Source organism: Pandoraea commovens (genome assembly GCF_024704525.1).
In the GTDB taxonomy this organism is placed as follows: Bacteria; Pseudomonadota; Gammaproteobacteria; order Burkholderiales; family Burkholderiaceae; genus Pandoraea; species Pandoraea commovens.
In genome coordinates this window covers 5,136,037-5,160,283 of sequence record NZ_CP102780.1, presented here as the reverse complement: position 1 = coordinate 5,160,283, position 24,247 = coordinate 5,136,037, and the positions used below count along the sequence as shown (strand labels likewise).

The 24,247-nt window shown below is 62.3% G+C and carries 23 protein-coding genes and 1 tRNA gene; 17 read left to right on the top strand and 7 right to left on the bottom strand.

The features are described from left to right. Positions 1-69: 69 nt before the first annotated feature. Both kbl and NTU39_RS23230 read left to right on the top strand, forming a co-directional pair. Entirely contained in the window at positions 70-1,287 is a 1,218-nt protein-coding gene (gene kbl, locus NTU39_RS23235) for a glycine C-acetyltransferase (RefSeq protein ID WP_150666649.1), read from the top strand. 2 nt (positions 1,288-1,289) lie between these two features. Further along, the gene (locus NTU39_RS23230) at positions 1,290-2,267 is read left to right on the top strand and encodes an NAD-dependent epimerase/dehydratase family protein (RefSeq protein ID WP_257958677.1); all 978 of its coding nucleotides are present in this window, start codon (positions 1,290-1,292) and stop codon (positions 2,265-2,267) included. A 75-nt stretch (positions 2,268-2,342) separates the two neighbouring features. Here the strand turns inward: NTU39_RS23230 and NTU39_RS23225 are convergent, their stop codons facing one another. Then, positions 2,343-2,486: a hypothetical protein gene (locus tag NTU39_RS23225; protein WP_157127442.1), complete on the bottom strand. Its 144-nt coding sequence runs from the start codon at positions 2,484-2,486 to the stop codon at positions 2,343-2,345. Positions 2,487-2,889: 403 nt separating this feature from the next. Between NTU39_RS23225 and NTU39_RS23220 the strand changes: the two genes are divergently transcribed. Next, entirely contained in the window at positions 2,890-3,867 is a 978-nt protein-coding gene (locus NTU39_RS23220; RefSeq protein WP_257958676.1) for a hypothetical protein, read from the top strand. A 103-nt stretch (positions 3,868-3,970) separates the two neighbouring features. On the opposite strand, the gene NTU39_RS23215 is transcribed toward NTU39_RS23220, so the two are convergent. Next, complete coding sequence (locus NTU39_RS23215; protein ID WP_039393092.1) at positions 3,971-5,287, bottom strand: ABC transporter ATP-binding protein; 1,317 nt, start codon at positions 5,285-5,287, stop codon at positions 3,971-3,973. Between the two features lie 10 nt (positions 5,288-5,297). After that, positions 5,298-7,037: an ABC transporter permease gene (locus tag NTU39_RS23210; protein WP_150662131.1), complete on the bottom strand. Its 1,740-nt coding sequence runs from the start codon at positions 7,035-7,037 to the stop codon at positions 5,298-5,300. A 535-nt stretch (positions 7,038-7,572) separates the two neighbouring features. Between NTU39_RS23210 and NTU39_RS23205 the strand changes: the two genes are divergently transcribed. Then, positions 7,573-9,135, top strand: coding sequence for a tetratricopeptide repeat protein (locus NTU39_RS23205; protein ID WP_174985158.1), 1,563 nt, complete (start codon positions 7,573-7,575; stop codon positions 9,133-9,135). A gap of 17 nt (positions 9,136-9,152) precedes the next feature. Here the strand turns inward: NTU39_RS23205 and NTU39_RS23200 are convergent, their stop codons facing one another. Together NTU39_RS23200 and NTU39_RS23195 are read right to left on the bottom strand one after the other, a co-directional pair. Further along, positions 9,153-10,223 (bottom strand): AI-2E family transporter, encoded by a 1,071-nt coding sequence (locus tag NTU39_RS23200; RefSeq protein WP_150666645.1) that lies wholly within the window; start codon positions 10,221-10,223, stop codon positions 9,153-9,155. Next, positions 10,210-11,184 carry a LysR family transcriptional regulator gene (locus NTU39_RS23195; RefSeq protein ID WP_150666644.1) on the bottom strand — a complete coding sequence of 325 codons (975 nt, stop codon included), beginning with the start codon at positions 11,182-11,184 and terminating at the stop codon, positions 10,210-10,212. Before NTU39_RS23195 ends, NTU39_RS23200 begins: the two co-directional genes overlap by 14 nt. 184 nt (positions 11,185-11,368) lie before the next feature. Here NTU39_RS23195 and NTU39_RS23190 point away from each other — a divergent pair, with 184 nt between their 5' ends. The 12 genes from NTU39_RS23190 (at position 11,369) to NTU39_RS23135 (ending at position 22,765) form a co-directional block, all read left to right on the top strand. Next, positions 11,369-12,139, top strand: coding sequence for a TerC family protein (locus NTU39_RS23190; RefSeq protein ID WP_039393084.1), 771 nt, complete (start codon positions 11,369-11,371; stop codon positions 12,137-12,139). A gap of 182 nt (positions 12,140-12,321) precedes the next feature. After that, entirely contained in the window at positions 12,322-12,714 is a 393-nt protein-coding gene (locus NTU39_RS23185) for a TFIIB-type zinc ribbon-containing protein (protein ID WP_257958673.1), read from the top strand. A 127-nt stretch (positions 12,715-12,841) separates the two neighbouring features. Further along, positions 12,842-14,722: a hypothetical protein gene (locus NTU39_RS23180; protein WP_257958672.1), complete on the top strand. Its 1,881-nt coding sequence runs from the start codon at positions 12,842-12,844 to the stop codon at positions 14,720-14,722. Then, on the top strand, positions 14,719-15,498 hold the full coding sequence (rfbF, locus tag NTU39_RS23175) for a glucose-1-phosphate cytidylyltransferase (protein WP_150666641.1): 780 nt from the start codon (positions 14,719-14,721) through the stop codon (positions 15,496-15,498). The genes NTU39_RS23180 and rfbF overlap by 4 nt, the downstream gene beginning before the upstream one ends. Beyond that, positions 15,495-16,580, top strand: coding sequence for a CDP-glucose 4,6-dehydratase (gene rfbG / locus NTU39_RS23170; protein WP_257958671.1), 1,086 nt, complete (start codon positions 15,495-15,497; stop codon positions 16,578-16,580). Before rfbF ends, rfbG begins: the two co-directional genes overlap by 4 nt. Before the next feature lie 119 nt (positions 16,581-16,699). After that, positions 16,700-17,653 (top strand): sulfotransferase family protein, encoded by a 954-nt coding sequence (locus NTU39_RS23165; RefSeq protein WP_150666639.1) that lies wholly within the window; start codon positions 16,700-16,702, stop codon positions 17,651-17,653. Next, positions 17,643-18,521, top strand: a complete 879-nt coding sequence (locus NTU39_RS23160; protein ID WP_174985155.1) for a phosphotransferase — start codon at positions 17,643-17,645, stop codon at positions 18,519-18,521. The genes NTU39_RS23165 and NTU39_RS23160 overlap by 11 nt, the downstream gene beginning before the upstream one ends. A gap of 79 nt (positions 18,522-18,600) precedes the next feature. Beyond that, positions 18,601-19,647, top strand: coding sequence for an NAD-dependent epimerase/dehydratase family protein (locus NTU39_RS23155; RefSeq protein ID WP_174985152.1), 1,047 nt, complete (start codon positions 18,601-18,603; stop codon positions 19,645-19,647). Continuing rightward, positions 19,644-20,456 carry a transketolase gene (locus NTU39_RS23150; protein ID WP_150666636.1) on the top strand — a complete coding sequence of 271 codons (813 nt, stop codon included), beginning with the start codon at positions 19,644-19,646 and terminating at the stop codon, positions 20,454-20,456. The genes NTU39_RS23155 and NTU39_RS23150 overlap by 4 nt, the downstream gene beginning before the upstream one ends. Further along, positions 20,456-21,376 (top strand): transketolase family protein, encoded by a 921-nt coding sequence (locus NTU39_RS23145; RefSeq protein ID WP_257958670.1) that lies wholly within the window; start codon positions 20,456-20,458, stop codon positions 21,374-21,376. The genes NTU39_RS23150 and NTU39_RS23145 overlap by 1 nt, the downstream gene beginning before the upstream one ends. Positions 21,377-21,393: 17 nt before the next feature. Then, positions 21,394-21,795 (top strand): GtrA family protein, encoded by a 402-nt coding sequence (locus NTU39_RS23140; protein WP_246184768.1) that lies wholly within the window; start codon positions 21,394-21,396, stop codon positions 21,793-21,795. After that, positions 21,788-22,765 carry a glycosyltransferase gene (locus NTU39_RS23135; RefSeq protein WP_150666633.1) on the top strand — a complete coding sequence of 326 codons (978 nt, stop codon included), beginning with the start codon at positions 21,788-21,790 and terminating at the stop codon, positions 22,763-22,765. The genes NTU39_RS23140 and NTU39_RS23135 overlap by 8 nt, the downstream gene beginning before the upstream one ends. Here the strand turns inward: NTU39_RS23135 and NTU39_RS23130 are convergent. Beyond that, positions 22,751-23,131: a tautomerase family protein gene (locus NTU39_RS23130; RefSeq protein WP_150666632.1), complete on the bottom strand. Its 381-nt coding sequence runs from the start codon at positions 23,129-23,131 to the stop codon at positions 22,751-22,753. The genes NTU39_RS23135 and NTU39_RS23130 overlap by 15 nt on opposite strands. A gap of 84 nt (positions 23,132-23,215) precedes the next feature. Between NTU39_RS23130 and NTU39_RS23125 the strand changes: the two genes are divergently transcribed. Then, positions 23,216-24,073: a LysR family transcriptional regulator gene (locus NTU39_RS23125; RefSeq protein ID WP_150666631.1), complete on the top strand. Its 858-nt coding sequence runs from the start codon at positions 23,216-23,218 to the stop codon at positions 24,071-24,073. Between the two features lie 67 nt (positions 24,074-24,140). On the opposite strand, the gene NTU39_RS23120 is transcribed toward NTU39_RS23125, so the two are convergent. Beyond that, positions 24,141-24,217 (bottom strand) — tRNA-Met (locus tag NTU39_RS23120). Positions 24,218-24,247 lie beyond the last annotated feature (30 nt).

Sequence of the window (24,247 nt, the reverse complement as noted above, 5' to 3'; positions counted from 1 at the left end):
GGCTGCATGGTAGCAGAGCGGGTTCGCCCTGCACCGCTGAAACCGCTGGACGCATAGGAGATGCGCACGATGACCGCACAAACCCAGGAAGCCCGCGAGGGCTTCTACCGTCAACTGACCGAACGACTCGAAGACACGCGCCGTCAGGGCCTTTTCAAGCAGGAACGCGTGCTCATGTCGCGGCAGGGGCCGGAGGTCATGTGCGACGACGGGCAGACGCGTATCAACCTGTGCGCAAACAACTATCTGGGGCTCTCTGGCAGCGAATCGCTCGTCAAAGCGGGGCAGAAGGCACTGGAAGACTTCGGCTTCGGTCTGTCGTCGGTGCGCTTCATCTGTGGCACGCAAGGCCCGCATAAGGAACTCGAAGCCCGCATCGCCGCCTTCCTCGGCACGGAAGACGCGATCCTCTACGCTGCGGCGTTCGACGCCAACGGCGGCGTGTTCGAACCGCTCTTCGACGAGCAGGACGCCATCATCTCCGACGCCCTGAACCACGCCTCGATCATCGACGGCGTGCGGCTTTGCAAGGCGCAGCGTCTGCGCTACGCCCACAACGACATGGACGACCTGGAGCGCCAGTTGCAGGCCGCGGCCGGGGCGCGTCACCGGATCATCGTCACGGACGGTGTGTTTTCGATGGACGGCACGATTGCGCAACTCGACCGCATCGTGGCGCTGGCCGAGCAGTACGGCGCGCTCATCATGATCGACGAGTGTCACGCGTCCGGCTTCATGGGGCCGACGGGACGCGGCACGCACGAGCACCACGGCGTGCTGGGCAAGATCGACATCATCACCGGCACGCTGGGCAAGGCGCTCGGCGGGGCGATGGGGGGCTTCACGGCGGGACGTCGCGAAGTGATCGAGACACTGCGCCAGCGCTCGCGCCCGTATCTCTTCTCCAACAGCCTCGCACCGGCCATTGTCGGGACGTCGCTGGCGGTTTTCGACGAACTCGAACACTCGTCGTCGCGCCGCGAACAACTCCATGCGAACACGGCGTTTTTCCGTCAGGAAGTGGCGGCGCTGGGCTTCACGATCAAGCCGGGCACGCATCCGATCGTCCCCGTCATGCTGTTCGACGCCACGCTCGCCCAGAACTTCGCGCAGCGTCTGTATGAACTGGGTGTGATTGCCACGGGCTTCTTCTACCCGGTGGTGCCGCAAGGTCAGGCGCGTGTGCGCGTGCAGCTTTCGGCGGCGCATACCCGCGAACACCTCACCCGTGCGCTGGCGGCGTTCGCTCAGGCCGGTAACGAACTCGGCATTCTCAAGCAAGGTTGAACATGGAACGAATTCTCATCATTGGCGCCAACGGGCAGATAGGCAGCGAACTCGTCGAAGGGCTGGCCGCGCAGTATGGCAACGAGAATGTCGTTGCCACCGACATCGCCCCGGGGCCGTCGCGTCATCCGGTGCATTACGAAACGCTCGACGTACTCGATGCGGCGCGTCTGAGCGCGTTGGTCGAGCGCTTCGGCATCACCCAGATCTTCCATCTGGCGGCGCTGCTCTCGGCTACAGGCGAAACCCGTCCGCTGCAAGCCTGGACGCTCAACATGAATGGCCTGCTCAACGTGCTCGAACTGGCGCGTGAGCATCAGAGCAAGGGGAAGAATCTGCGCGTGTTCTGGCCGTCGTCGATTGCGGCGTTCGGGCCGCACACACCGGCGGTGGAAACCCCGCAGCTCGCCATCATGGATCCGACCACGATGTATGGCATCAGCAAGCAGGCGGGCGAGCGGCTGTGCGAGTACTACTTCACGAAGTTCGGGGTGGACGTGCGCAGCCTGCGCTATCCGGGCGTGATCAGCTTCAAGACGCCGCCCGGCGGCGGTACGACCGATTACGCCATCGACATCTTCCAGGCGGCCCGCCGTGGCGAGACGTACACGTGCTTCCTGAAGGAGGACGCCACGCTGCCGATGATCCATATGCCGGATGCCGTGCGCGCTACGCTGGAACTCATGAATGCCGACGCCTCGCGCCTGCGCGTGCGTTCGTCGTACAACGTGGCTGGGGTGAGTTTCGACCCGAAGACGCTCGCGGCTGCGATTGCACGTCGCGTGCCGGGGTTCACGGTGAAGTACGCGCCGGACTTCCGTCAGGCGATTGCCGAGACGTGGCCGCACACGCTCGACGACACGCATGCCCGCTACGACTGGGGCTGGAAGCCTGCCTTCGATCTGGACGCCATGGTGGACGACATGCTCGCCAACGTGCCGCTCGACTGGCACGCGCCTGCGTTGGGAAACGCGGCCTGAACGAGAGCGAGGCCGACGGGGCAGGCGTCTGAGAGATGACGCCGGCCCGACCGCGATGTCGTGACGCCGCGATGCTTACTTCGGGTGATGCACCGCGTAGTAAGCGAGCGCGGCGAGTACTGCACACGTCACGGCGAACACGCGACGGCGCCAGCGGTAGGCGGGGGTGAAGCTGATGGCGCGTGCGCGGCCTTCTTCTTTGGAGTGGTAGTAGCTCATATTGCACCTTCTCGTATCTGGTACACGGTCTTCGCCGCAAAGAGAACCTGCTCCAGCCCTTGTCTATGCGCCCCCCGGCACACGACACGCAGGTTCTGAGTCGATTATGCGACCGCACAAAAACGACCGCTAATCAGTATCTATACCGATAGGTGTGGCCTTTTTGACACGGTCTCCCGTCGGCCGATTCGTTTCGACGAAGACCTCGAAAGCGGCTGAGCGCGCCGGTTTCGTCCCTTTTGCGTCCCTTTCCCCGCCTTGATCGTCAATCGCCACGGCCTGCTGGCCGAGGTTCCCCCCTGCCGGTGCCGGGGCATTGGCTCGACGAACGTATCTCTCGAAAATCGAGGTACGCAAAGAATCCACATTTCCCCGCTTGCGCCCCGCGAGGCGCGCTGAAACAATGCCTGAAAACGGTGGCCACGCCGATGGCCACTTCCAACTCGTCGTTGCGATCACGCCTGGGGAGGGTCGTGCCATGACGTCGAACACGCGCCGCACCATCGTTTGCGGCCCCGGCGGTAGTGTCTTCGGACGCACCGTTTTAGTCGCTGCTGCTAGTGTTGCTGCTGGCCTCGCCAGTCTTTTTGCGGTGAGCGTCCATGCGCAGGAAGCCATGCTGCGCGCCAACAATCAGGTCTGGTTCGGTGTCGGTGCCCAGCGCCTGAACTACTGGGAAACCATCGCCCCCGGCAAAAGCGACTCCGAGAGCGGAACGACCGCAGCCTTTGCGTTGACGGCGTCCACGCAGCGGCAGTTGTTCGGCATCTCGAATCTGTACTTCGGCGCTCAGGTGCGGGTGGCTCACGGCAACGTGAACTACGGTGGCTATTTACAGGACGTCGCCGGTCGCGTGATCCAGTCGAATTACGGGATGACCACGCGCTCGACGGCCACGGATGTCACCCTTAAGGCCGGTAAGGCCATTCCGTTCCATCTCGGGACGTGGAATGCGCAGGTCATTCCGTACGTCAGCTACAGCTATCGCGATTGGATTCGCGACAGCAGCCGCGATCCTTACGGTTTCTATGAGCGCTACCGTCATCACGTGGTCGGGGGCGGCCTCATGGGACAACTGGAGCTGACGTCGAAGCTCGTCGCGACGGCGGACATTCGCGCTGGCGCGATGGTCGGCTCGTCGATGACGCTCGCTGGCTCGCAGAACACCTTCAATCTCGGCAACAAACCGGTCGTGGTGGCGGGCTTAGGACTGGATTACGCAGTGGCGCGCAACTTCCACGTGAATGCGACCTACGAGTGGTCGCGTTTCCAGTACGGACGTTCCAGCGTCACGCAAGTCAGCCCCGGCGTGAATGCCTACGAGCCCGACTCGAAGACGATCAACCAGACATGGATGATCGGCGCAGGCTACGCATTCTGAGCCGAACGGGCGGTCACGAAAGCGACAGCAGAAACAACAACGCCGCGCGGTCGATCGACTCGCGCGGCGTTGTTTTGTCCGCTTCGGATTCAGCAGACGGCGCTCAGGTCGCGCCTTCCACGTCCTCAAGACTGAACGTTTCCGTGTGGTCGTTGTACGAGAAGATCTCGGCGTAACGACCCCAGTTGATCGCGGTGTCGAGCGTTTCCTGTGCGAGATCGTCCGACATCGAATCTTCCAGCTCCTGTTCGAAACGCACGCGCGGTGCGCGCTGTCCGCGACGCTCCTGCAACACAGCACGAATCTTCGCGGCGAGCGGCACGTGGCGCAGCAGGTGCTCGGCGAACAACACCTTGCGCTCCTGCGTGCTGACGTCCACGAATCGCTTGCCTGCCGCCGTGAGCAGAATGTCGCCTTCCTTGAGTTCGGCGAAGCCCAACTGATCGAGAATTTCGGCGACGGGGAAGAGATCGTCGACCTCCAGCAGCAGCGTCTGCGCAATATCGGGCAAGTCGGCACGTCCGTTGTACGGCGGCACCGCCAGCGCTTCGAGCAGACCGGCCATCAGGTTGGTCGATACTTCGTGCAGCGGGCTGGAGAGTTCCAGCGGCATCTTTTGCGTGGTGTGAGCGTTACGACGCGAGGTCATCAGCGCGTAGATGTCGTCCACCATCTTGCGGAAGGCGGGATCGAGACGGTTGCGGCGGTGCGGGAACGGCACCTTGATCTCGGCAACCACGCGGCCCGGATTCGACGACAGCACCAGAATGCGATCGCACATGAACACGGCTTCCTCGATGTTGTGCGTGACGATCAGGATCGACTTGATCGGCAACTGACGCTGGCTCCATAAATCGAGCAGGTCGGTACGCAGCGTTTCGGCCGTCAGCACGTCGAGTGCGGAAAACGGCTCGTCCATGAGCAGCAGCGTGGGGTTGACCACCAGCGCACGGGCGAAGCCCACGCGCTGACGCATACCGCCGGAGAGTTCGCGCGGATAGGCGTTCTCGAAGCCGTCCAGACCGATCAGGTCGATGGCGGCGAGCGCACGCTTACGGCGTTCCTTCGGCTCGACGCCGAGGGCTTCCAGTCCGGCTTCCACGTTTTGCAGCACGGTGAGCCACGGGAACAGCGCGAAGGTCTGGAACACCATCGCCACGCCTTCGGGCGGGCCTTCGAGCGGCTCGCCCATGTAGCGGATGTCACCCGAGCTGGGCTGAATCAGACCGGCGATGATGCGCAGCAGCGTCGATTTGCCCGAGCCGGAGCGGCCCAGCAGGCCGACGATCTCGCCTTCGTGCAGTTGCAGGTTCACGCCGTCGAGGACCTGACGCTCGTCGCTGCCCTTGCGGAAGCCGCGACTGACGTTGGCGAGCGAGAAGATCTCTTTTCCGGTCATCGTTTGAGTATCGTTCGGCATCACGGTCCCTTCAATTCAGACGAAGCTTGTTTTCAGCGATGGCGTACATGGGGCGCCACAGCAAACGGTTGAACAGCACGACGAACAGCGCCATGACCGCGATGCCGAGCAGAATGCGCGGATAGTCGCCGGCGGCCGTCGTTTGTGCGATGTAGGCCCCCAGACCGTGCGCGGCGACCTTGTCGTCGCCCCACTGCACGTATTCCGAGACGATGGACGCGTTCCACGCGCCGCCCGACGCCGTGATCGCCCCCGTTACGTAATAGGGGAAGATGCCCGGCAACATGACCTGACGCCACCACTGCCAGCCGCGAATGCGGAAGTTGGTGGCGGCTTCCTTGAAGTCGTTCGGGAAAGCGGTCGCCCCGGCGATGACGTTGAACAGGATGTACCACTGCGTGCCCAGCACGATCAGCGGCGAGAGCCAGATGTCCGCATTCAGATGGAAGTGGACGATCAGCACCACGAAGATCGGGAACAGCAAGTTGGCCGGGAAGGCTGCGAGGAACTGGGCGAGCGGCTGAATGCGCTCGGCGAGCTTCGGACGCAGCCCGATCAGCACCCCCAGCGGTACCCACACCACCGACGCAATCGCAATGAGCACGATCACCCGCACCAGCGTGATCAGGCCGAGACCGAACACGCGCAGAATCTCAGGTCCGCCGACTTCGCTCAGCACGAACGTGACGATCTTCCACGCGGCGAACACACCGAGCACCACGAGCAGGGCCGCCCACAGCCAGTCGATCACGCGCGAGAGCGGTGACTTCGACTCGGAGTGGATCGCGGCGGGCAGCGAGATCGGCATACGCATGCGGGCGATGGTGCGCAGCAGCTTGCCCAGCGGACGCAGCAGCAACTGAATGGCGCGCGTGCGTTGAATGACGTTCAGCACCCACGATTCGGGCGCGGCCTGCGAGACCGTGTCTTCCAGACGGAATTTGTCCGACCACGCGACCATCGGGCGGAACAGGAACTGGTCGTAAATGACGATGACGACGACCATCGCCAGAATCACCCAGCCCACCGCACCCAGATCGCGCTGAAGGATGGCCGTGGCGAGATACGCGCCGATGCCCGGCAGCGTGACCGTCTTGTCGCCCACGGTGATCGCTTCGGACGCCACTACGAAGAACCATCCGCCCGACATGCTCATCATCATGTTCCAGATGAGGCCCGGCATGGAGTACGGGACGTCGAGCTTCCAGAAGCGCTGCCACGGCGAGAGACGCAGATTGACCGCGACTTCGGACAGATCGCGTGGCTGGGTGCGCATCGACTGGTAGAACGAGAACGTCATGTTCCACGCCTGACTCGTGAAGATCGCGAAGATGGCGGCGCATTCGGCGCCGAGTACGCGTCCCGGGAACAGGGCGAGGAAGAAAGTGACGGTAAATGAGATGTAGCCCAGCACCGGCACCGACTGAAGAATGTCGAGCATCGGTACCAGCAACTTTTCCGCGCGGCGGCTCTTGGCCGCGAGCGTGCCATATACCAGTGTGAAGATCAGTGACGCCACCATTGCCGCGAGCATACGCAAGGTAGTGCGTAACGCGTACTCAGGCAGATTGGCCGGGTCCAGCGAGATGACTTCGGTATGCAGATCGGCCAGCGGGGCCCAGGTTTGTCGAATGCCCGAAGAACTGACCATCAGAAAGCCGATGATGATCGGGAAAGCGATGAAATCCCAGCGGTTGGGCAGCAGGCGTCGCGCGGTGGCGGGGATGAACGGACGGGCTACGCGCGTCATCGGGACCTCGTTTGGATGAGGGTTCGGACGAACAACAGGGCTGAAGCGTCGTAGTGCAGCACGGCAGCGACGTTGCGCGTGTGCAGGGACGGCAGCGGATGCTACCAGATTGCCCCGTAAAAAGATGTTAAAGCGGGTGTCATACGTTGGCAAACCCGTTCGCCGATGGGCGACTGTGGTTTTTATGCTGCACTGCGGGAAGCCTGGGTTTCGTCAGTCGATACCGATTTGAAGCGGCACTGTTGTGCTTTAAAAAAATGCGCTTTCGAAGGCGTTTGGCGCAACGGTGTATGCACTGGCCCGGACCTTGGTCGCACAAGGGAGATCGCGACAATTGGTTACGTTTAAGTTGTGAACTTATGAGAGGTTGCGCAGACCAATCCCCGCGGCTTGCTTCGTGCCGTGCGGTCGTGTAGTGTGCACCGCTTGCTCGGGCCACGGCGCCAGTCGCTGCGGGCGGTTTCCCCGCTTGCGGTGTTCGTATGGCTTGCCGGCCCGTCTCCCTCCCATTCCAAGACAAGCAAGGATGCGCCGCATGACGACGCCATTAGACGCGCGTTGCGAGCGTGCACGACAACTCAGTGCCGCCGGCCGGCTCGACGAGGCGATCGCCGAGTTACGACAAGTTCTGAAACAATCCCCCGAATTTCTTCCCGCGCTCGAAGGGCTCGCGTATGTCTCGTTGCGCACGAGCGCTTTCGAGGGCGCGGCCGATGCCTTCGACCGTCTGCTCACGCTCGTGCCTCGCCCGGGGGCGCAGGCGACGTTCGATGCCGCGATGGCCAGCCTGCAAGCCGGGCGTCCGATGCGCGCCGAAGCACTGTTCGAAGCGACGGTGCAGCAATCGCCCGACGTCATCGGCACGATGCATACGGTCGGTCTGACGTGGGCGCAGGCGGGCGATAACGCGCGTGCACTCGCCTGGTTCGAGCGCACCTCGGCCAAAGCGCCCGCGCTGTGGCAGGCCCATTTCAACCGGGGCCGTGCGCTCGGTGCGCTGGGTCGCTTCGACGAAGAGATCGCCGCGTATCGGCTCGCCAACGCCATCGCGCCGCAGCAGCCCGATCCGCTGGTGAACCTGGGCGTGGCGTTGCGCGAGCAGCATGCCTTCGCCGATGCGCTCCAATGCCTGCGCGATGCGGTCAAGCTGTCGCCGGATCACGCGGGCGCGCGGACCAACCGGGCGCAGACCAATTTGCTGCTGGGCGACTTCGAGCACGGCTGGCACGACTACGAATGGCGCTGGCAGGACGGTGGCCAGAAGCGGCGTTTCAACGATCGTTTGTGGGACGGCAAAGCGCCACTCGCGGGCAAGACGGTGTTCGTCTATAGCGAACCGGGCTTCGGCGACACGTTGCAGTTCGTGCGTTTCGTGCCGCGCCTGGTGGCGATGGGCGCGACGGTGGTGCTCTCGGTGCAGGCGCCGCTGGTCACGCTGCTGGGCGGCTTCGCGCGCGGCGTGACGGTGCTCGGCGAGCACATGCCGGTGCCGTCGTTCGACTGGCAATTGCCGCTGCTCAGCCTGCCGCATCTGCTCAAAGTCGCGGGAGACGTGGCGGTGCACTCGCCGTATCTACGTTCCAGTGCCGGACGCGAAATGGTCTGGCGCTCCGCCCTCGGCGCGAAGCCGGAAGGCACGCTTCGTGTTGGTTTCGTGTGGCGCACGCGTCCGTTCCCACCGCATCGGGACATCGCGCTTAAGCACTGGGCACCGCTGTTTACCGCGAACGCGCAGTTCTACTCGTTGCAGGTCGACGCCACGGACGAGGAGCATGCCGAACTCGCGAGCTACCGAAGCGCGCACGGCAACGTGCATGACATCGGCGCGAAGCTCAGCGACTTCGCGGAGACGGCGGCCGTCATTGCGCAAATGGATCTGGTGATCGCCGCCGATACGGCGGTGGTGCATCTGGCCGGTGCGCTGGGCAAGCCGGTGTGGGTGCTGCTGAACTACACGCCGGACTGGCGCTGGCAACTGACACGACGCGACAGCGACTGGTATCCGTCGGTCTCGTTGTATCGGCAGCCAGCCCGCGGGGACTGGGACAGCCTGATGGCGCAAGTCGCTACGGACGTCGAAGGCATCTTGCAGCAGTAATGCAGTGCTGATCCCTATCAGCCTGCATCGGCCGCCTCATCGTCGTCGCGCAGACGCGTGTAGATATTCCAGCTCGCGATGAACAGCGCAGCGATGAGCGGCCCGATCACAAAGCCCGTCAGGCCGAAGAGCGACATGCCCCCGAGGGTGGAGATCAGCACCACCCAGTCGGGCAGCTTGGTGTCCTTGCCCACGAGGATCGGTCGCAGCACGTTGTCGACCAGACTGACGATGGTGCCGCAGAACGCGAACAGGATCACCGCCTTCCAAACTTGCCCGGCGAGCAGCAGCCAGATGCCCACGGGCACCCACACCACGGCGGCACCCACAGCGGGTAACAGCGACAGAAAGGCCATCACCACGGCCGCCAGCACATAGCCCTGAATCCCGAGCACGGCGAAGATGAAGCCGCCGAGCACGCCCTGCGCCACGGCCACGGCGATGTTGCCCTTGACTGTCGCGCGGACCACGGTGGTGAATTGCCGGATTAGTTGACCCTTGTGACGCTCATCAAGCGGCAGAGCGCGGCGCACCATCGCGCCGAGTGCCGTCCCGTCGCGCAGCAGAAAGAAAAGCAAATAGAGCATCACGCCGAAGCTCACCAGCAACTGCGCGGTGTTCTGCCCGATGCTCACGAGGTACACCGCGACCAGACGGCCGATCTGTGCGGCCCCGTCGCCCAGCTTCTGCTGAATGGCGTTGACGTCCTGCACACCGGCCAGATCCATGATCCGGTGAACGCTGGCGGGCAGGCGGTCTAGCAATTGCTGGAAGGAGACCGTCAGTTGCGGCAGATCGGTGCGAAAGCGCACGAGCGCCGTGCTGATTTCCTGCGTCAGCATGCCCACGACGAGCGTGAGCGGCAGAATCACGATGAGCAGAATCAGCGCGAGCGTGGTGAGGGCGGCGAGATTGGGACGTCCGCGCATACGGACCAGAATGCGGCGCTGCACCGGCTGGAACAGCACGGCGAGAATCGTCCCCCAGAACACCGCGCCGAACAGCGGGAACAGAATCCACCCGAACACGATCGTCACGACGAACAGCATGAGGTGGAAGAACTTGCGCTGGTCGCTACGACTCGACATGAGGTTTCCTCACAGATGACGACGGCTCGAATGGCGCGTCAGCCCTTCTTATATCAGAACCGGACGTTACCCCGGTCGTGGTGTCACGCATGCCTTCGATGATGCGGGTGACGAGCGGGTGGCCTTCGCCGCGTCGCGAGCGAATCGCGTGAATGTCCTCGTGGACGTCGTCCGGACGGCCCAGCCAGCGCAGTCCGCGCAGCAGCGAGACGTCGCCAGCCCCGGCCTTGCTCAGAGGGAAGACACCCATGCCGCGCGTGGCGAACACGGCCATCAACGCACTGTCTTCAAACTCGCCGACAATGTTCGGACGAATGCTCTGCGTCTCGAACCACTGGTCGAGGCGGGCGCGCAGGGCTGAGTGTCCCGTGGGCAATAATACGGGCAGGGTTGCGAGGCATTGCGCGAACGTATCGCGCGAGACGTTGCGCACGAGCGACGCCGGTCCGTACCAGTCGACAGGCGACTCCACCAGCCGCTCGCTCACGAGCCGCAAGGTCGGGTTGTACGGTGCGGGCTGGCTGGCGAGCACCAGATCGAGCTTGTGCAGGGCGAGTTCGGCGAGCAACTGTTCGTGCTCGCCTTCGTGGCATACGAGTCGCAGCGATGGCGTGTCGAGCACCGGTGCGAGAATGGCGTGGGCGGCAAGCTTCGAGATGCCGTCGGCGAGACCGACCGCAAGGCGCGCCACGCGGCCGCTCGCGGCTTCGCGGACTTCGTCGGGAATCGACTGGCCGAGGCGGAAGATTTCCTCGGCACGTCGGAAAGCGGCCTGTCCCGGCTCGGTCATGGCGACGCCGCGCCCGGCCGGTTTGAGTAACTGGTGCCCCAGCGACTTTTCCAGCTCACGGACCTGCGCGCTGATAGTCTGGACGGCCATGTCGAGGCGCTCGGCGGCTCTGGCAAAGCCGCCTTCCTTGACGACCACCCAGAAGTAGTAAAGATGGCGGTAGTTCAACATAGAGATAAGACTTCGGAAAAACCGAACTAAAGTGCAGTATATAGCTGGTTTTTGCGAAGCGTGAGTTCGACGATGATGCTGTCCTGAGCCCGCGCCCTACGTTGTGTGCGGGAGACGAAAGGGGATGATCGGTGCCGGACGGCAGCGGTTGTCCCGATAACCATACGGAAACTCTGGCGCACATATGGACTATCTACTTGCTTTGGCGGCCGACCCGGCGGTATGGGCGGCGCTTGTTACGCTGGTGGTCATGGAGGTCGTGCTCGGCATCGACAACCTGATCTTCATCTCGATCCTGACGAACAAATTGCCTTTGGCGATGCGCGCACGCACGCAGCGCATGGGTATCGCATTGGCGCTGGTCATGCGGCTGGCGTTGCTCGGCACGGTGGCCTGGATTGCCAAACTGACGACACCGCTCTTCGAACTGTTCGACCACGGCTTCTCGTGGCGTGACCTGATCCTGATCGCCGGTGGCCTCTTCCTCGTGTGGAAGGCGACGAAGGAGATGCATCACCACGTGGCGACGGGAACCGAAGACGAAGCGAACGGCGACGCCTCGGGCACGCTGGCGACGATCACCGCACGCGCGGCCGTCATGCAGATCCTGGTGCTGGACCTCGTGTTCTCCATCGACAGCATCGTGACGGCAGTGGGCATGACCGAGCACATCCCGATCATGTTCATCGCTGTGATCGCAGCAGTGACGGCGATGTTGTTCATGGCCGGTCCGCTCTCGCGCTTCATCGCGGCGAATCCGACAGTGGTCATGCTGGCGCTGGGCTTCCTGCTGGTGATCGGCATGACGCTGATCGCCGAGGGCTTCGGGTCGCACATCCCGAAGGGTTATATCTACGCAGCCATGGCGTTCTCGGCCTTCGTCGAAGGGCTGAACATGATGACGCGTCGCGCCAAGGCGCGACGTGACGCGCAGAAGGCGCGCGTGCTGCACTAATCAACACGTCACCAAAAGGTGAAAAATGGCGGTGCCGGTGAAAATCGGCACCGCTTTTTCGTTAGCGAGGACGGTTTGGATGTTCGGTTTTTTCGAACTTGGATGAATGGAAATGCAGGTTTTTTCGTTGCGACGCGCTGGGTACATTGAGGACGTTGTCCTTTAAGTAACGGAGCGAAACGATGAAGTGTCCTGTATGCGGTACCCCGGATCTGCTGATGACGGAGCGTCAGGGGGTGGAGATCGATTACTGCCCGAAGTGTCGCGGCGTGTGGCTCGATCGCGGCGAGCTGGACAAGCTGATCGAGCGCACGGATGAGACCCCTGCAATGCCTGCTCAGGCCGTGCAAGGTGGTCACGGCTGGCAGGGCGGGCAGGGCGGGCAGGGGGGATTCGGGCGCGGCGGGTACGACGCGCGTGAGCATCGGGCGTCGCACGAGTATCGCGACCACGATGACCGACGCGATGACGACGGCAGGCACCGCAACACCCACCACGGCCACGACGACCGTCGTCGTCACTATGACAGTCCGCGCAAGAAGAAGTCGTTGTTCGAGATGTTCGACTTCGATTGATTCGAGGCAAGGGAATCGCGCCCGGCGCGGTCGATTCCGGCCGTGACCGGACCCGCCCGGGATTCCCTCAAATCGGGGCGTTGACTCCGCTATAATGGCGCGATTTGCTTGGGGCGAGGGGTGTCATTTGGACGGGATTATCGCGCAGGAGGCGAGGGGCGTACGTGCGTTTGGGCGCGGTACGTTCTTGAACTGCCTTGCGGCGGCCGTTGCCATCTACTTGCTTGTCGTCGTACTGAGCTTCAGCCGGTACGGCATCGACTTTACGGACGAAAGCTTTTACCTCGCGTCCATCGCGCATCCCGGCGCTTACGCGCTCAATATTCCGGTCACGCTGTTCGGCTTTGTTTACCACCCACTCGCGCGTCTGCTCGGGGGTGACATCGGCGCGCTGCGTCAGGCCAACATTCTGATCACCTTCGGCTTCGGCTGGACCCTGAGCTGGGCCGTCATCCGGCAACTTTCTGCCGGTAATCCCGTCCCGTTTGCGAAATCGGCGGTGCTGGCGTTGTCGCTCGCGCCGCTGTCGTTGATGAGCCTCACCGCGTGGCTCGTGACACCGAACTACAACGCACTGACCTTTCAGGGGCTGATGCTCGCTGTCAGCGGTCTGCTACTGGCCGACGAGCGCGAGAGCCGTCTGGCATCTCTGGGTGTCGTGATGGTGGCGCTGGGCGGGGTGCTGACGTTTGCAGGCAAGCCGACGACCGCCGCAATGCTGGCCGTGCTCTTCGTGGCGTATTCGGCCTGCCGAGGCATCTGGCATCTGCGTCGGATGGCCGTGGCGGCGGCACTTGCCGTGTTGATGCTGGTGGCGATGGTCGTGATGATCGACGGCTCACCGGTGCGTTTCGTCGACCGCCTGCTCAGCAGCGCTCAGGCGTTGAAGGCGCTTGGCAGCGGGCAGGAAGTGGACAAGATCTTCCGTATCGATTTGCTCGGGTACACCGGTCGGGATTACCGGCTGGCGGGATTGGCAGCGCTTGTCGTCACGCTCGGTGCGCTTGCCGTGTCACGGGGCGGACGTCTCGCTTATGTCTGCGCCGCCGCTGTCTGTGCCGTCATCGCAGGCGCGGCCGTCAGGCTGGCCAGCCACGGCGCGGCATCGTTCGAGATCCCGAACGTCGCTGTTTTCGGCATTTCGTGCGCCTGTATTGTGGGGGCATTCATCGCGCGCGGACTCGTGCTGCGCAACGCGCAGGCGTTGTTCTCCGGCATTCCGGGGCGTCTGGCGGGATTGGCCCTCTTACTCTTTCTATTACCGCATGTCGCTGCATTCGGCACCAATGCCAACTACTGGCGTGCCGGCGCGACGGTGGCCTTCTTCTGGGCGCTAGCCGGTGTAGTGGCTTGCGCCGCGCTGGTGCCAGCACCGTCGCGCCCCCTCTGGGTCCTGCCGATGGTGTTCGTCATGCAGTTCGTGGCGGCGGGGGTGATCGACAATGCGATTTCGTTCCCGTATCGTCAACCCCAGTCGTTGCGTCTGAACGCCGCGCCGTTCGATTTCCCTGCGGGCGGTCGATTGGTGCTCTCAGGTGACTACCGCGACTATCTGAACGATGCGCTCACGCAAGCACGTGCGGCCGGGTTGACCCCGGACACGCCGGCAATCGATCTCACCGGCCGTTCGCCGGGCGTACTCTACGCGCTCGGGTCGCGAGGTCTGGGGCAACCGTGGATGGTGGGGGCCTATCCGGGCAGCGATGCATTGGCAATGACCAGTCTGGATACGGAGCGTTGCGCGGACATCGCGCGTGCCTGGCTGCTTGAGGAACCCGGCGGCCCGCGCAGTCTTTCGGTGCGCGCAGTGCTCGCGCATATCGGGGCCGATCCGGACAAGGACTATGTGCGCGTCGGTACATTGACGACGCCACCGGGCGCGGGCGGTCATCCGCAGTCGTATTCCCAGTATCTGCTCAAGCCGACGCGCTCGCCGTCGGTCGCGAGCGCCGCTTGCTTGGCAGCGCGTGAGGGCTTCTCGGCGCGACTTAAGGAAAACAACAAATGAAAGCAGTGATTCTCGCCGGGGGGCTTGGCACACGCATCTCCGAGGAAACGCATCTCCGACCCAAGCCCATGATCGAGATCGGCGGCAAGCCGATTCTCTGGCACATCATGAAGATCTATTCCCACTACGGGATCAACGACTTCATCATCTGCTGCGGCTACAAAGGGTATTTGATCAAGGAATACTTCGCGAACTACTTCCTGCATATGTCGGATGTGACGTTCGACATGGCGTCGAATCGCATGGACGTGCACCAGCGACACGCCGAGCCGTGGCGCGTCACGCTGATCGATACCGGTGAAGACACGATGACCGGTGGTCGCCTGAAGCGCGCTGCACCCTATCTGGCGGGCGAAGACGCGTTCTGCTTCACGTACGGCGACGGCGTGAGCGACGTCGACATCGGTGCACTGATCGAATTTCACAACACGCAAGGCACGCTTGCCACGCTGACTGCGACGTATCCGCCGGGCCGTTTCGGTGCGCTCGACATCCAGCCGGATCACCGCGTGACGACGTTCAAGGAAAAGCCGAAGGGCGACGGCGGCATGATCAATGGTGGCTTCTTCGTGCTCTCGCCGAAGGTGATCGATCTGCTCAGGGACGATTCCACGGTGTGGGAGCGCGAACCGCTGGAAACGTTGGCGTCGCAGGGCCAGCTCTCGGCGTACCAGCACCACGGATTCTGGCAACCCATGGATACGCTGCGCGACAAGACGTTGCTCGAAGAGATGTGGTCGGGCGGTCGCGCACCTTGGAAGGTCTGGGAAAAATGAATCCGGCATTCTGGAAGGGCAAACGCGTTCTGCTGACCGGTCACACCGGTTTCAAGGGCGCCTGGCTGTCGTTGTGGCTGCGTGAGCTCGGGGCCGAGGTCGTTGGCTTCGCGCTGGCACCGGCGACCACGCCCAGTCTGTTCGAGATCGCGAACGTCGCGCAGGACATCCGCTCGATCGAGGGTGATGTGCGCGATGCGGCGCTGGTGTCGCGTGTGGTGAGTGAGTGCGCGCCGGAGATCGTTATTCACATGGCAGCGCAGGCGCTGGTGAGACATTCCTATGTCGATCCGGTGCAGACCTACAACACCAACGTGATGGGCACGGTCCATCTGCTCGAAGCGATTCGCCATACGCCGTCCGTTCGCGCCGTTGTGAATGTGACCAGCGACAAATGCTACGAGAATCGCGAGTGGGTGTGGGGGTATCGCGAACAGGACCCGATGGGCGGGCACGATCCCTATAGCAACAGCAAGGGGTGTGCGGAGCTCGTGACGGGGGCGTTTCGTGATTCGTTCTTCCCGCCGCACGCTTACGACAAGCACGGTGTTGCGCTTGCGTCGGCGCGCGCCGGCAATGTGATCGGCGGTGGCGATTGGGCGCAGGACCGGTTGATTCCGGATATCCTGCGGGCCATCGAGCAGGGGCAACCGGTCCGGATTCGTTCGCCGCACGCGATCCGACCCTGGCAGCACGTGCTCGAACCGCTTTCCGGCTATTTGCGACTCGCCGAGCGCTTGTGGGAAAGCGGGCCGGAATACGTCGGTGGATGGAACTTCGGACCGGCACCGGACGATGCCCGTCAGGTCGACCATATCGTGGGACGTCTGACCGAGCTTTGGGGCGCGGGCGCGCAATGGGTACTCGACGACGCGCCGGTATTGCACGAGGCGCACTATCTGAAGCTGGATTGCTCGAAAGCGCACCAATTGCTGCAATGGCGCGCGCGTTGGCGTCTCGAGACCGCGCTCCAGCGCATCGTCGCCTGGCATCGTGCCTACGTCGACGGACAGGACATGCGAGAGCACACGTTGTCCGATATCCGTGCGTATGCGCAGTCACCGGAGGGCGGTGGCGACTGACGAGATCGATTTTTCCCGGGCCCAGCGCCTAATTCGATGTAAGCACAGCCCGAGCGCAGCGCAAGCGCGGCGTGGCCTGGTTAACAGAAATCAGAAGTAATGCAAATGGAGCTACTGTAATGAGCAATTTCAACCTAGTCATGGTGTCGGCCGGCTTCGAGCACGGCGGTAACGTTACCCACCGTCACCTCGACGGCCATTCCGAACTGCTGGTGTACCCGTTCGAATCGCAACTCGGCAATCGCAACTTCAACGATTTCCTGGCGTCCGTCGAGCGCGTGCAATATCGCTATCCGGAGTTCCCGGAAGGCGCGACGGCCATCGAGCTGTACGAGCAGATGATCGACGAGGAAATGAAGACGTTCCTGCGTAAGAAGAACGGCTCGAAGTTCAAGAACGCCGATCTCGAGCTGAACGAAGCCGATCGCGTCGCCGAATTCCAGAAGCTGCTGGGCGAAGGCCCGCATTCGCGTCGCCAGGTCATCGAAGCCTTCTTCCGCTCGACGTTCACGGCATGGAAGAACTACTACACCACGCCGCAGGAAGGCATGCGCCACGTCGGCTACTCGCCGGCCATCGGCATCGACGCCGACCGTCTGGTTCGCGACTTCCCGAACGTGCGCATCATGCACATCGTGCGTAACCCGTTCTCGGCCTATCGCGACACGAAGCGCCGTCCGTTCCCGCAGCCGCTCAGCAAGTATCTGATCACGTGGAACATCTACCACTCGACGGTGGAAATGTACGCGCGCATGTTCCCGGAAAACGTGCGGATCTTCCGCTACGAAGATCTGGTGGGCGACAAGAAGGCATTCATGACGGATGTGGCCGACTTCATCGGCGTGAAGTTCGAAGAATCGATGCTGTATCCGAGCTGGAACGGCAAGGAAATCAAGGACGACATCGCGCCGTGGGGCACCGTGCTCAAGAGCACGCCGGAATATAACGAAGCGATCATCGACGAACTGAACGACGCAGAGAAGGCGCAGATCGTTCACGGCACGACCGCGCTGGCGCGTCATTTCAAGTACGACGAAGTGCCTTACCTCGCCAAGTACTATCGTGCTAAGTAAGTTGCGGCATTTCTCGGACGGGCCCGATGCCGGGCTCGAGGCAAGCAAGCTGGCGGTCGATGTCGGGCCGCTGCTGTCTTGTCTGGGCGCGCAACCCGACACACTGGTGCGGGTGCAGGCTGGCACGCTCGGGATTTGCTTTACGGTGCGGGCCGGTGCCCGCACCCGCTTTCTGAAGTCGCACGCAACGCCTCAGGGGCGTGATGCGCTGGACAAGGAAATTGCACTGCTCGACGCTGCGTACGCGGGGCGTCTGCACGTCGAGCGGGTAGAGTGCGACGGCCGTTTGTGGCTGGTCACCGATACGCTCACGCGTTCGCCGGTCGCCCCGGGGATTGCAGATGTGCTGAGTGCGATCGCCGGGTATGAGGCGCGTCTGGCGTGCCACGAGTGGGCGCCGCGCATGCGACGGGACGACACGATGTCGAGTCTGGTCGACGCGTCTCACGAGGCGCTGGCACATCTGACGTCCAAAAAGCTGATTGCCCACGAAACGGCGCAGCAGGTGCAACGGTATCTGACGCAGCTTGCGCAGGCGCTGGCGTCGATGCCACCTGTGGTGTGCCACGGCGATCTCGGGCCTGCCAATCTGATGCACGACGCCGAAGGGCTCGTTGCCGTGGATTGGGAAGATGCGTTTCTCGGCGTTGCCGGATACGACTTCCTCTATTGGCTCACGTTCTTCGATAACCGGAAGCATCTGAGCGCGGGCATTTTTGGCCATACGCCCTGGCCCAAAGAGATCGATATTGCGATGCTCGTCATGATCGTACTGCTCAAATGCGACCTGTCCGTGCGTGCCGCACGCGTGGCTGGCAACGCACTGAGCTTCGATCAGCGTCTGGGCGAAATACTGGCGCTTGCCTGACGCGCCTGAAGCGCCATACGTGGCATCGCCCGGGAATACACGGCGTCACCGACAGAACATGAGAGCAGAATCGAATTCGATGCAAGTATTCCAAGAAGACCTGAACGATATTCTGGTGCGTGCCGAGGCCGACTTTCGGACGCTGAAGCATGCCCGTCTGTTCGTGACTGGCGGTACGGGCTATATCGGCCGATGGTTGCTGGCGGCGCTGTGTCAGGCGAATCGCGTGTTTTCGCTCGATTTGCGGATGACCGTGCTCAGCCGCAATCCGCAGAGTTTCAAAGCGTCCGATCCCGAGATCGCCAACGATCCCGCGATCGAATGGTTGCAGGGTGACGTGCTCGATTTCACGCTGCCGTCGGGCACGTTCACGCACGTGCTGCATGCGGCGACCGACGTCATCGCCACGAACACCCCGCTGGACACCTTCGATGTGACGGTTACCGGCACGCGTCGCGTTCTCGACTTTAGTCGGGCGTGCGGCGCTACGCGTTTCCTGCTGCTGAGTTCCGGCGCCGTGTATGGACGGATTCCTCACGACATGGATCTCGTGCCCGAGACGTTCCGGGGTGCACCGGACGTCGGCTCGACGGGCGCTGCCTATGGCATCGGAAAGCTGGCGTCCGAATGGTTGTGCAACACCTACGCGGCGCAGGGCGGCGCGGCCGCAGTGTCGGCACGCATCTTTGCCCAGCTTGGCCCGTTTCTCGCGCTGGACAAGCAATTCGCTGCGGGCAATTTCATTCTCGATGCGCTGGAAGGTCGGCCGTTCGTGATCCGTGGCGACGGCACGCCGCGACGCTCCTATATGTATGCCACGGACCTCGTCGTCTGGCTTCTGGCGATTTTTGTGCGTGGGCATTCGGGGCAGTCATACAATGTCGGCTCCGATCAGGCGATCTCGATTCGGGATCTGGCGGAGCGTGTCGCGCAGGTGGCCGATCTCGCGTCCCCCGAAATTCAGGTGTTCGGCGTCGCCCAGCCTGGCACGCCACCTGAACGCTATGTGCCTGCCATCGACCGGGCGCGCGACGAACTCGGCCTGGAGATCGCCGTGTCGCTGGACCAGGGACTGCGCCGGACCATCGACTGGTATCGTCCTCGTTTCTCTCGAGCAACCTCATGAACGACGTTTCCCAATTTGCAAACTACATTCGGTTGCGCGCGCTGGAGCTTTGCTACAGCAAGCGCACCTCGCATATCGGCGGTGCGTTTTCCATCGCCGACGTGCTGGCCGTTCTCTATTCGAATGTGCTGGATGTGTCGCCGCAACGCTGCGACGATCCCGCCCGCGACCGGCTCTTCTACAGCAAGGGGCATGCCTGTACGGCACTTTATGCGGCGCTGGAGTATCGAGGGTTTTTCAAAGCTGACGATCTGACGGCGGGATTCACGGCAGACGGCGGATACTTCACCTCGCACGTGAACCACCGGGTGCCGGGCGTCGAGCTTTCGACAGGTAGCCTCGGACACGCGCTGGGTGTAGCGTGCGGCAGTGCGCTGGCCGGATTGCGCCGCAAACAGTCCCATTCGGTGTTTGCCATTCTGAGCGACGGCGAGCTGGACGAGGGTTCGAACTGGGAAGCGATCCTGTTTGCCGGACACCACCGCCTCGACAACCTCGTTACGGTGATCGACTACAACAAGATTCAGAGCTTCGGTTCGGTGGCGGAAGTCATGAACCTCGAACCGCTGGCCGATAAATTCCGTGCGTTCAACTGGGCGGTGACCGAGGTCGACGGTCACGATCTCGACGCGCTGGGCAGCGTGCTTGCGCAGGCGAAGGCGGAGCGGGGCGGCAAACCGAAGTGCATCGTTGCACACACGGTCAAGGGCAAGGGCGTGAGCTTCATGGAAGACCGCCTTCTGTGGCATTACCGTTCCCCCGACGAAGACAACTATCGGGCGGCGCGCAAGGAACTGGGAGCGGCATAGTGCGCAATACTTTCATCAAAACGCTGTGCGAGCTGGCGGCAACGCACGAGGACATCTTTCTGCTGTGTGGCGATCTCGGGTATTCGGTACTGGAGCCGTTTGCCGCGCAGTTTCCCGATCGTTTTCTGAACGTCGGCATCGCCGAGCAGAACATGACGCAGGTCGCTGCCGGACTGGCGCGCGAGGGCTACAACGTCTTCACGTATTCGATCGGCAACTTCCCGACGTTGCGTTGCATGGAGCAGCTTCGTTACGACGTCTGCTATCACGATGCCAGCGTGAAAGTGGTGGCCGTCGGTGCGGGCTATGCCTACGGCCCGCAAGGGGTGTCGCATCATGCAACGGAAGACATCGCCATGCTGCGCGCGATTCCGAACATGACGGTGTGTGCACCCGCCGATCCGGTGGAAGCGCGGGCTGCCGCACACTACATGGCGACGCATCGCGGGCCAGGGTATGTGCGTATCAACAAGGCCGGTGAACCGGCGATTCACGACTCGTCGCAGGCGTTGGCGATTGCGCCCGGCCAATTGATCCGGATGCGTGAGGGTCGTGCCGGTAGTGGCAGTGCGGTGCTGACGACGGGGGCGATTCTCGGTCATGTGCTTGCCGAGGTGGACGCCCGCCAACTGGGGTTTGCCGTCTATAGCTGCCCGTTCGTTGGCAACTACGATACGGCGCTCTTCAAGCAACTGGCGACGGAATTCGACACGATCATTACGGTCGAGGAGCACCAGCTCAATGGTGGCTTCGGAAGTTCGGTGATCGAGGTGATGAGCGACCTGTATGCCGGTGGCGGTATTGCCCGCATGCCGAAGGTCGAGCGCGTCGGGATTCCCAATCGCTTCATCGGGGAGTCGGGCAGCCAGGACCATTTGCGACGCGTCTCCGGATTGTCGCTGGCCCGTTTCGGTCACTGATGAGCATGTTGGCTCGCATGCGATCCACGGCCGGTGCTGCCATTCGCGGCGAGATTCGTCTCGTCAATTATTTTCTGGTGGGTGGCATCAATACGCTGTTCGGTTACGGCGTATTCGCCGTCTGCCTGTGGATCGGGTTGCATTACAGTCTGGCCATCGCCATTTCGACGGTGCTGGGCACGCTGTTTAATTTCAAGAGCACGGGGACGCTGGTGTTCCGGTCCAGCGATAACACGCGGATCGTGCGCTTCGTTCTTGTGTATGGCGTCGTGTATCTCGTCAACGTCGCGGCCGTCGCCGTGCTGGTTCGACTCGGGCTGAACGCTTATATAAGCGGTCTGGTGCTGATCGTGCCGCTCGCATTGCTTGCCTATCATCTGAACAGCCGATTTGTCTTCAATCGCAATGAGCATGAGTAAACGTATCAGTATCGTCACGCCGCTCTACAACGAGCAGGAAAACGTTGCCGAATTGTGCCAACGTGTCGCCGCCGTCATGCGAGAGCTGCCGTACGACTATGAGCATTTGTGCATCGACAACTGCTCGACGGACAATACTGTCCCGATGCTGCGCGAGATCGCTGCGCGCGATCCGCACCTGAAGGTCATCGTCAACGCGCGCAACTTCGGTTACATCCGCTCCTCGTACCATGCGCTGTTGCAGGCGACGGGCGATGCTGCGGTGCTGATCGCTTCGGATCTGCAGGATCCGCCGGAGATGATCAAGGAGTTCGTTGCGAAGTGGGAGGAGGGATTCAAGACGGTCATGGCGGTCAAGCCGGTGAGCGAAGAGTCGTTCCTGATGTTCCGCGTGCGCCGTCTGTACTACCGCATGGTCTCGCGCATTTCGGAAGTGCCGTTGGTGCAGAACGCGACAGGCTCGGGGTTGTTCGATCGCGCGGTGCTCGATGTGCTGCGCTCGCTGAACGATCCGTACCCGTATTTCCGTGGGTTGGTGTGTGAGATCGGCTTCCCGATCGCCACCGTGCCCTTCAAGCAGCCGCGACGTCTGCGTGGCGTGACCAGTCAGAGCTTCTATTCGCTGTACGACATGGCGATGCTCGGGATCACGAAGCACTCCAAGGTGCCTCTGCGCTTCATGGCGATGACGGGGTTTGCCGTGGCCATGTTCAGCCTGCTGGTGGCGTTCGGGTATCTCGTCGCCAAGCTACTGTTCTGGGACTCCTTCGTGCTGGGCACAGCACCGATTCTCATTGGCATGTTCTTCTTCGGTGCGATTCAGATGATGTTTCTGGGATTGCTCGGCGAGTACATCGGCTCGATTCATACTCAGGTCCGCAATCTGCCGCTGGTCGTAGAGGCGGAACGCATCAACTTCTGCTCAAACGATCAAGGCATCCCGCCCCCCCCAGCCTCACGCGTATTGTGAGAGGCCGAGCCCCAGCGACCAGTTTTCTTTCTCGACTTCGACGAGATTCACGAACACGTCTTCGGGGCGGATGCCGGGATTCTCGCTGAGCAGCTCGGCAATCCGTCGGAACAGCGCCTTCTTTTGTTCCTTCGAGCGGGTGTTGTTTGCGGTGATCTGAATGAGCACGAGGTCATCGCTTCGCGCAACGTCAAGATAAGTCGCCCCGTAGCGGAAGTTGGCTGCGTCATGCTCGGTCAACGCCATGAACTGGTCGTCTTCGGGCACGGTGAATGTTTCCCGCAGCGCGCGATAAACGCCATCGAATATGGCCTGTCTGTAAGCCTCTGTCTTTCCCGTACGCATTGAAATGTGAGCGAGTGGCATCGTGAGTTTCCTCGGTGGTTGACCCGCTCCATAGTATCTATTCTGATAAGCTATGCGTTCTTATTTCAATGATAACAATTTGAAATGACTGAGCGCTCGCTTGATCTTGAGGCCGTTCGTGCCTTTATCCGTATCGCGGAGCTTGGCAGCTTCACGCGTGCCGCCGAGGCGCTGCGCACGACGCAGGCGGCGGTCAGCCTGAAGCTCAAACGGCTTGAAGACAGGTTGGGTTTCCGACTCGTCGAACGCACCCCCCGCTACGTTGAGCTTTCGGCGCAGGGCACCACCTTTCTCGACCATGCGCGCAGGCTCATCGACGCTCACGACCGGGCGGTCGCTGCGGTAGCGGGTGCGCGCCAGCGTCTCACCATTGGCATCAGCGAGCATGTCGCGGGGCCGGAGCTGCCCGCGTTGATTGCCCGGATGAACGCGCAGGATCCTCAGCTTCTGATCGAGATCAGAATCGCAACGTCGGCGGACCTGCTTCAGCGTTTCGACCGGAGAGAACTCGATACGGTGCTGGTTCGCATGCATGTTGGCCGAAGCGACGGGGAAGTTGTCACCGACGAGCAGTTCGGCTGGTTCGCGGCACCCGGCTGGCAGCATCGTGCGGGGGAACCGGTGCCGCTCGCGACGATGGCGGAGCCTTGCGGCGTGCGCGCAGTCGCTGAGCAACTGCTCGACGAGGCGGGTGTTCCCTGGACGGAGGTATTCGTCGGTGGAGGGGTAATGGCGGTTGCTGCTGCCGTGATGGCCGGGTTGGGTGTGGCGGCACTTTCGCCGCGGATGGTGCCGTTTGGTGCGGTGGACGTCGGACCCAGACTGGCGCTGCCGGCGTTGCCACGTCTGCCCATTGTGCTGCACACCCGCGTGAAGGACAGCCGGGCGCGCGGTGCACTGGCCGCACTTGGGGCGGCCTTTCGGGGTGCGGTACGGAGCTGATCGAGCGCTTTGTGACGCAGCGCGAACAGAAAAAAAAGGCCATGATTTCTCATGGCCTTTTCAAATTTGGTGGCGAATCAGGGACTCGAACCCCGGACCTGCGGATTATGATTCCGTCGCTCTAACCGACTGAGCTAATTCGCCGTAGGAAAAAGAGTATATGGGGAAGGCTAT

Coding starts and splice junctions, on each gene's coding strand:
- kbl (WP_150666649.1), top strand. CDS start 70: ATGACCGCACAAACCCAGGAAGCCCGCGAGGGCTTCTACCGTCAACTG.
- NTU39_RS23230 (WP_257958677.1), top strand. CDS start 1,290: ATGGAACGAATTCTCATCATTGGCGCCAACGGGCAGATAGGCAGCGAA.
- NTU39_RS23225 (WP_157127442.1), bottom strand. CDS start 2,486: ATGAGCTACTACCACTCCAAAGAAGAAGGCCGCGCACGCGCCATCAGC.
- NTU39_RS23220 (WP_257958676.1), top strand. CDS start 2,890: ATGCCTGAAAACGGTGGCCACGCCGATGGCCACTTCCAACTCGTCGTT.
- NTU39_RS23215 (WP_039393092.1), bottom strand. CDS start 5,287: ATGCCGAACGATACTCAAACGATGACCGGAAAAGAGATCTTCTCGCTC.
- NTU39_RS23210 (WP_150662131.1), bottom strand. CDS start 7,037: ATGACGCGCGTAGCCCGTCCGTTCATCCCCGCCACCGCGCGACGCCTG.
- NTU39_RS23205 (WP_174985158.1), top strand. CDS start 7,573: ATGACGACGCCATTAGACGCGCGTTGCGAGCGTGCACGACAACTCAGT.
- NTU39_RS23200 (WP_150666645.1), bottom strand. CDS start 10,223: ATGTCGAGTCGTAGCGACCAGCGCAAGTTCTTCCACCTCATGCTGTTC.
- NTU39_RS23195 (WP_150666644.1), bottom strand. CDS start 11,184: ATGTTGAACTACCGCCATCTTTACTACTTCTGGGTGGTCGTCAAGGAA.
- NTU39_RS23190 (WP_039393084.1), top strand. CDS start 11,369: ATGGACTATCTACTTGCTTTGGCGGCCGACCCGGCGGTATGGGCGGCG.
- NTU39_RS23185 (WP_257958673.1), top strand. CDS start 12,322: ATGAAGTGTCCTGTATGCGGTACCCCGGATCTGCTGATGACGGAGCGT.
- rfbF (WP_150666641.1), top strand. CDS start 14,719: ATGAAAGCAGTGATTCTCGCCGGGGGGCTTGGCACACGCATCTCCGAG.
- rfbG (WP_257958671.1), top strand. CDS start 15,495: ATGAATCCGGCATTCTGGAAGGGCAAACGCGTTCTGCTGACCGGTCAC.
- NTU39_RS23165 (WP_150666639.1), top strand. CDS start 16,700: ATGAGCAATTTCAACCTAGTCATGGTGTCGGCCGGCTTCGAGCACGGC.
- NTU39_RS23155 (WP_174985152.1), top strand. CDS start 18,601: ATGCAAGTATTCCAAGAAGACCTGAACGATATTCTGGTGCGTGCCGAG.
- NTU39_RS23150 (WP_150666636.1), top strand. CDS start 19,644: ATGAACGACGTTTCCCAATTTGCAAACTACATTCGGTTGCGCGCGCTG.
- NTU39_RS23140 (WP_246184768.1), top strand. CDS start 21,394: ATGCGATCCACGGCCGGTGCTGCCATTCGCGGCGAGATTCGTCTCGTC.
- NTU39_RS23135 (WP_150666633.1), top strand. CDS start 21,788: ATGAGTAAACGTATCAGTATCGTCACGCCGCTCTACAACGAGCAGGAA.
- NTU39_RS23130 (WP_150666632.1), bottom strand. CDS start 23,131: ATGCCACTCGCTCACATTTCAATGCGTACGGGAAAGACAGAGGCTTAC.
- NTU39_RS23125 (WP_150666631.1), top strand. CDS start 23,216: ATGACTGAGCGCTCGCTTGATCTTGAGGCCGTTCGTGCCTTTATCCGT.